This window comes from Qipengyuania sp. (genome assembly GCF_043423005.1).
GTDB lineage: Bacteria > Pseudomonadota > Alphaproteobacteria > Sphingomonadales > Sphingomonadaceae > Qipengyuania.
This window is the reverse complement of sequence record NZ_JBHWMI010000094.1, coordinates 1-5,324: the sequence shown is the minus strand read 5'-3', so window position 1 is coordinate 5,324 and position 5,324 is coordinate 1. Positions and strand designations below refer to the sequence as shown.

Below are 5,324 nucleotides of genomic sequence, written 5' to 3'. Positions count from 1 at the left end.
CCGCCGCCGCGCAGCCGGTCCGCCGTTGGGGCATCGATCGGCAGGGGCGCGGCGCGGTAGACGATGGCTTCCGTCATCTCCACACCCGCCGGCAGGGTCAGCGGGACATGAGCCTCGCCCGCCAGCCGGAAGAGCCGCAGGCGCCGGCCCTCGCGTGCAAGCGTATCGAGCATCGCCTGCAGCCCGCCTGTTCCGGCGCGGCTGACGGTCAGCCCCGCCCCCCGGGCGACCCGGGCGCTTGCCTCGCCCACCGCGATCACCGGCAGATGTGCAAGCCGCCGCAGCGCCATGCCGCCATGGCGCACGGCATTGGCGCTGCCAATCAGCAGCGCGTCGAACGATGCATCCGGCGGCACGTCCCAGGCGACCGGTTCGATGGCAAACAGCGGGCACGCCGCCGCCTCGAGCCCGCGGGCGCGGACAGCGGCAATTGTCCTGGCGAGCCCGGGTTCCGGGCGCAGCACGAAAACCGGCCTAGCGATCGGAGCCGCCGAAATGCACCGCAACGTGATCCGGCGCGCGGGCCAGCAAATCGGCCGCCAGCGCGGCGACCGGAGCGGGATCGTCGGGGCGGAACGTGGCCTCGCCATCGATGCGCGAGGCGCCGTCGGGGCTGAAGATGGCCGCGGCCATGTGCAGCTCAGCACCCTTCCGGCGGGTCAGGACCGCGATCGGACTGTGGCACGATCCGCCCAGCCCCTCAAGCAGGTGCCGCTCGGCCAGGACCTCCTCGCGGCTGTCGCCGTGGTCGATTGCGGCAAGCAGGCCGCGCACCCGGACGTCATCCTGGCGGCATTCGATCCCGATCGCCGCCTGGGCCGGGGCCGGGAGCCAGGTTTCGGGATCGAGCCGGGTGCCGACGCCGGTCTCGCCCAGCCGCTCAAGCCCGGCGGCGGCAAGAAAGGTCGCATCCGCATCGCCGGCCTGCAGCTTGGCAAGGCGCGTGGCGACATTGCCGCGGATGCCTACCACCGTCAGGTCGGGGCGCTCGTTCAGCAATTGCGCGGCGCGGCGCGGTGCGCTCGTCCCGACCCGGGCGCCAGGTGGAATGGCGAACACCGAAGCCGCGCCGATCAGCATGTCGGCCTTGTCCGCCCGCGGCAGGATGGCGGCGATGGCGATCGCCTCGGGCCGGCGAGTCTCGACATCCTTCATCGAATGGACCGCGGCATCGATCCGCCCTTCCATCAGCCAGATGTCAAGCTCGCGCGTCCACAGCGCCTTGCCGCCGATATCGGCCAGCGGGCGGTCCTGGATCTTGTCGCCGCTGGCGATCACCGGAACCAGTTCGATTGCCTCTTCGGCGCAGCCCAGCGCCGCGCACAGGCGGGCGCGGGTTTCGCGGGCCTGCGCCATCGCCAGCGGGGATTGCCGGGTGCCAAGTCGGAGAAGCGGTGAGGTCGGCATCGCGTCGCCTTGCCCTAACGGCGCGGGGCGTTAAGGGAAAGCACCAATGACATTGGTCCTCGGCATCGAATCCTCCTGCGACGAAACCGCCGCCGCGCTGGTCGACGGGACCGGGCGCATCGTCGCGCAGCATATCGCCTCGCAGGACGAGGCCCACGCGCCCTATGGCGGGGTTGTGCCCGAAATCGCCGCCCGCGCCCATGCCGAGCGGCTGGGCCCGATGATCGCCGCAGTGCTGGACGAAGCCGGCATCCACCTGCGGCAATGCGATGCCATCGCGGCAACGGCCGGGCCGGGCCTGATCGGCGGGGTGATGGTCGGCCTCGTCAGTGCCAAGGCGCTGGCGATGGCGGCGGAAGTGCCGCTGATCGCGATCAATCACCTCGAAGGGCATGTCCTGAGCGCGCGGCTGGCCGATCCCGCGCTGCGCTTTCCCTACGCGCTGCTGCTGGTTTCGGGCGGGCATTGCCAGATCCTGCGGGTCGATGGCGTGGGCCGCTATCGCCGCCTTGCCACCACGATCGACGATGCGCTGGGCGAGGCGTTCGACAAGACGGCCAAGATCCTCGGCCTCGGCTTTCCCGGTGGCCCGGCGGTCGAACGGCTGGCGGCTGAGGGGCGGGCGGATGCCGTTCCGCTCCCTCGCCCGCTCGCCGGCAGCCGCGAACCGCATTTCTCCTTTGCCGGCCTGAAGAGCGCGGTGCTGCGCGCCCACGAGAGCGGGCAATACGCGGCACCCGATATTGCGGCGAGTTTCCAGCAGGCGGCCATCGATTGCCTTCTCGACCGGCTGGGCGTTGCATTCGCGCGGATGGACGACGTGCCCGCCCTGGTCGTCGCCGGCGGAGTGGCCGCCAACAAGGCGGTGCGCGCGGCGCTGGAAGGGTTTGCGGCGCAGCGCGGCCTCGCTTTCAGCGCACCTCCGCCGCAGCTGTGCACCGATAATGCCGCGATGATCGCCTGGGCGGGGATCGAGCGGCTGTCCCTGCCTGATTTCCGTCCCGATCCCCTGTCCATTTCGGCCCGTCCGCGCTGGCCGCTCGATCCTTCGGCCGAACCGGTGCGCGGCGCGGGGGTCAAGGCATGAGCAGGGTCGGCGTGCTGGGCGGCGGGGCCTGGGGCACCGCGCTCGCACAATCGCTGGCGAGCGACGGCCGCGAGGTGCTGCTGTGGGCGCGCGAGGCCGAAGTGGTGGAGGAAATCAACCACGCCCGCCGCAATTCCGCATTCCTGCCCGGCATCGCGCTCGCGCCGACCATCCTTGCCACCGACGATCTCGCCTTACTCGCCGAACTCGAGGTTCTGCTGGTCGTCACCCCGGCGCAGCATACCGCCAGCGTGCTGGAGGCAATGCCGCGGCATCCGGCGCATCTGGTGCTGTGTTCCAAGGGGATCGAGGCAGGCAGCGGGCGGCTGATGAACCATGTCGCCCGCGATGCCGCACCCGGCAGCGCGCTGGCGGTGCTGTCCGGCCCGACCTTTGCCCATGAAGTCGCCGCCGGCCTCCCCACCGCCGTTACCCTCGCCTGCTCGGGCGGGGAAGCGCAATGGGATGTGCTGGCCCCGGTGATCGCGCGGACCGCCTTTCGCCCCTATTACAGCGACGATGTGACCGGGGCGGAGATCGGCGGGGCGGTGAAGAACGTCCTCGCCATCGCCTGCGGCGTGGTCGACGGGCTGGCGCTGGGGCAGAACGCCCGCGCCGCCTTGATCGCCCGCGGCTATGCCGAAATGCTGCGTTTCGGCGAGACCCTCGGCGCGCGGGCCGAGACGCTGGCCGGGCTGTGCGGCCTCGGCGATCTGGTGTTGACGTGCTCGTCCACCGCCAGCCGCAATTTCTCGCTCGGCAAGGCGCTCGGCGAAGGACGCAGCGCCGCCGAACTGATGGCCGATCGGCGCACGGTGGCAGAAGGCGCCTTTACCGCGCCGGTCCTGGTGGAGCTTGCCGCGCGCCACGGTGTCGCGATGCCGATCGTCAACGCGGTCTACAGCCTCCTCGGCGGGCAGCCCGCCCGCGAGGTGGTTCAAGATCTGCTCGCCCGGCCCCTGCGCGCGGAGCAGGGGGCGCCGGGGTGACCACGGCCAGCGCCGATGACGATCTGGCGGTGCTGGCGAAGGGAGGGCAGCAGAACTTTCTCGGCTTCCTGCTCCGCCTGCTGGCCCGCCTGCCGTTCCTGTTCATCGCCGGCCGGCTCTACGGCAGCGCAGCGCTCGGCACTTTCGCCTCGGCGCTGGTGGTGGTCGAACTGGTCGCGCTGGTCTGCGCGCTGGGGGAAAAGCGCGGCCTCGCCCAGCGGCTGAGCGCCGGCGAGGGCGAAGGTCCGCCGGCCAACCTCGTCTATGACGGGATGCTGCTGGCCCTGCTGGCAAGCCTGCTGGCAGCGGGCATACTTTATTTGTTCCCCGCCCCGCTCTTCCCCAGCGGCCAATACACCGCGCTCGATCAGCTGATCGTCCTTGCCATACCCGGATACGCCCTGACCGAGATCGTGCTGGCGGCGCAAGCCTATCGTTATGACATCGCCACCACCGTGCGGGCGCGTGCGGTGGTGGAGCCGTGGACCATCTCGATCCTGGCCGGCGCGTTCTATTTCGTCATTCCCCAATCGGGGCTCGAAATGGCCTATCTCGCCTCGATCTACGCCGGGCTGGCGGCGGCGCTGTGGCCTTTTGTGCGCAGTTACGGCGCCCCGTCGGGATGGCGGCCGCATCCCGTGAAAATGGCGCGCATCGGGGTGCAGGCGCTGCCGCTGGCCACCGCCGATGCGATCGAATGGGGGACCCGGCGGATCGACATTTTCATCCTCGGCCTGTTTGCCGCGCCATCGGCGGTGGGGGTCTATTACATCGCCCAGCAGGTCGCCAGCCTGCCGCAGAAGCTCAAAACCAGTTTCGAACCCATCCTCGGCCCCGTCATCACCCGCAACCTCAAGACCGGCGATCATGCGGCGATCGCGCGGCAGGTGTGCCAGGTGGGTTTCTGGATCGTCGCCATGCAGGCCGGTATCGCGCTGGCGCTGGGCATTCCGGGCGAAGCGGTGATGGGGCTGGTGGGGCCGGCCTTCGTCGGCGGGACCGGGGCGCTGGCGATCCTGCTCGCCGCCGAGGTCGTCGCGGCCACGGCGGTCATATCCGAAGCCGTGCTGGTCTATGTCGCGCGGGTGCGCAACCTGTGGGTTTCGATCGCCACCATCGCGGTGCAGGCGGGGTTGACGGCCGGGCTGATTCTGCTGGTCGACCGGCTGGGCTATGACGAGCCATTCAAGGCCGCCGCGGCGGCGCTTGCCCTTGCGCTCGCCCTCGGCATGGCCAGCTTCATCAAGGCGCGCATGCTGTCGCGCTTTCTCGGCCATCCGATCAACATCTTCCGCTGGCCGCTGGTCTATGCCGTTGCTCCCGCGGTGCTGGTGGGATGGCTGGCGACCTTTCTCCCCGAATGGGCCGAGCTTGCGCTGGGTGTGCCGGCGATCCTGGCGGTTTACGGCTTCGTCATCTGGACCCGGGGGTTCGGGCCGGAGGACCGCCTGCTCCTGGGCCGAAAGGGCGGCGCGGCGCGGGCGGAGACACCGGCCACGCCTTTGCAAGACGATGTCCGCTAGCTAACAGCCCTCCCATGGCCATCCGTCCCCCGCTCGCACTTGCCGCTGGCGCGGTCCTCGTCGCGGGGACCGGCTATGGCGTCGCGCGGGCCGGCGGGGACGAGCTGGCATCGCAGCTGGAGCGCGAAAGCGCCGCCGCCCTTGCTGCCGTCGGCGCGGGCCCGATCAAGGCGCGCTTCGTCACCCGCTTCGGGTCACCCACCCGCCATCCGCTGCTGACGGGCGGCGAGGGGCTGGACGATGAAACCCGCGTACGGGCGGCGCGGGCCGTTGCCGCCGTGCCGGGGGTGGGCGGGGTCAGCTGGGCCGACGGGACCC

Annotated in this window: 5 protein-coding genes and 1 pseudogene; 4 read left to right on the top strand and 2 right to left on the bottom strand. The window is 70.8% G+C overall.

Annotation, left to right across the window (positions count from 1 at the left end; translation table 11 throughout):
• Together ACHFFA_RS12400 and hemC are read right to left on the bottom strand one after the other, a co-directional pair.
• On the bottom strand, positions 1–464 hold a 464-nt coding region (locus tag ACHFFA_RS12400; RefSeq protein WP_394271139.1), incomplete at its 3' end, for a uroporphyrinogen-III synthase.
• Positions 465–474: 10 nt separating this feature from the next.
• Positions 475–1,407 carry a hydroxymethylbilane synthase gene (hemC, locus tag ACHFFA_RS12395; RefSeq protein WP_394271138.1) on the bottom strand — a complete coding sequence of 311 codons (933 nt, stop codon included), beginning with the start codon at positions 1,405–1,407 and terminating at the stop codon, positions 475–477.
• A 46-nt stretch (positions 1,408–1,453) separates the two neighbouring features.
• On the opposite strand from hemC, the gene tsaD reads away from it, so the two are divergent.
• The 4 genes and pseudogenes from tsaD to ACHFFA_RS12375 all read left to right on the top strand — a co-directional run.
• Positions 1,454–2,494: a tRNA (adenosine(37)-N6)-threonylcarbamoyltransferase complex transferase subunit TsaD gene (tsaD, locus tag ACHFFA_RS12390; RefSeq protein ID WP_394271137.1), complete on the top strand. Its 1,041-nt coding sequence runs from the start codon at positions 1,454–1,456 to the stop codon at positions 2,492–2,494.
• Entirely contained in the window at positions 2,491–3,483 is a 993-nt protein-coding gene (locus tag ACHFFA_RS12385; protein WP_394271136.1) for an NAD(P)H-dependent glycerol-3-phosphate dehydrogenase, read from the top strand. Before tsaD ends, ACHFFA_RS12385 begins: the two co-directional genes overlap by 4 nt.
• Positions 3,480–5,006: a lipopolysaccharide biosynthesis protein gene (locus ACHFFA_RS12380; RefSeq protein ID WP_394271135.1), complete on the top strand. Its 1,527-nt coding sequence runs from the start codon at positions 3,480–3,482 to the stop codon at positions 5,004–5,006. The genes ACHFFA_RS12385 and ACHFFA_RS12380 overlap by 4 nt, the downstream gene beginning before the upstream one ends.
• Before the next feature lie 14 nt (positions 5,007–5,020).
• Positions 5,021–5,324 (top strand): annotated as a pseudogene (locus ACHFFA_RS12375) (OmpA family protein); the annotation flags it as partial.

Coding starts and splice junctions, on each gene's coding strand:
- tsaD (WP_394271137.1), top strand. CDS start 1,454: ATGACATTGGTCCTCGGCATCGAATCCTCCTGCGACGAAACCGCCGCC.
- hemC (WP_394271138.1), bottom strand. CDS start 1,407: ATGCCGACCTCACCGCTTCTCCGACTTGGCACCCGGCAATCCCCGCTG.
- ACHFFA_RS12385 (WP_394271136.1), top strand. CDS start 2,491: ATGAGCAGGGTCGGCGTGCTGGGCGGCGGGGCCTGGGGCACCGCGCTC.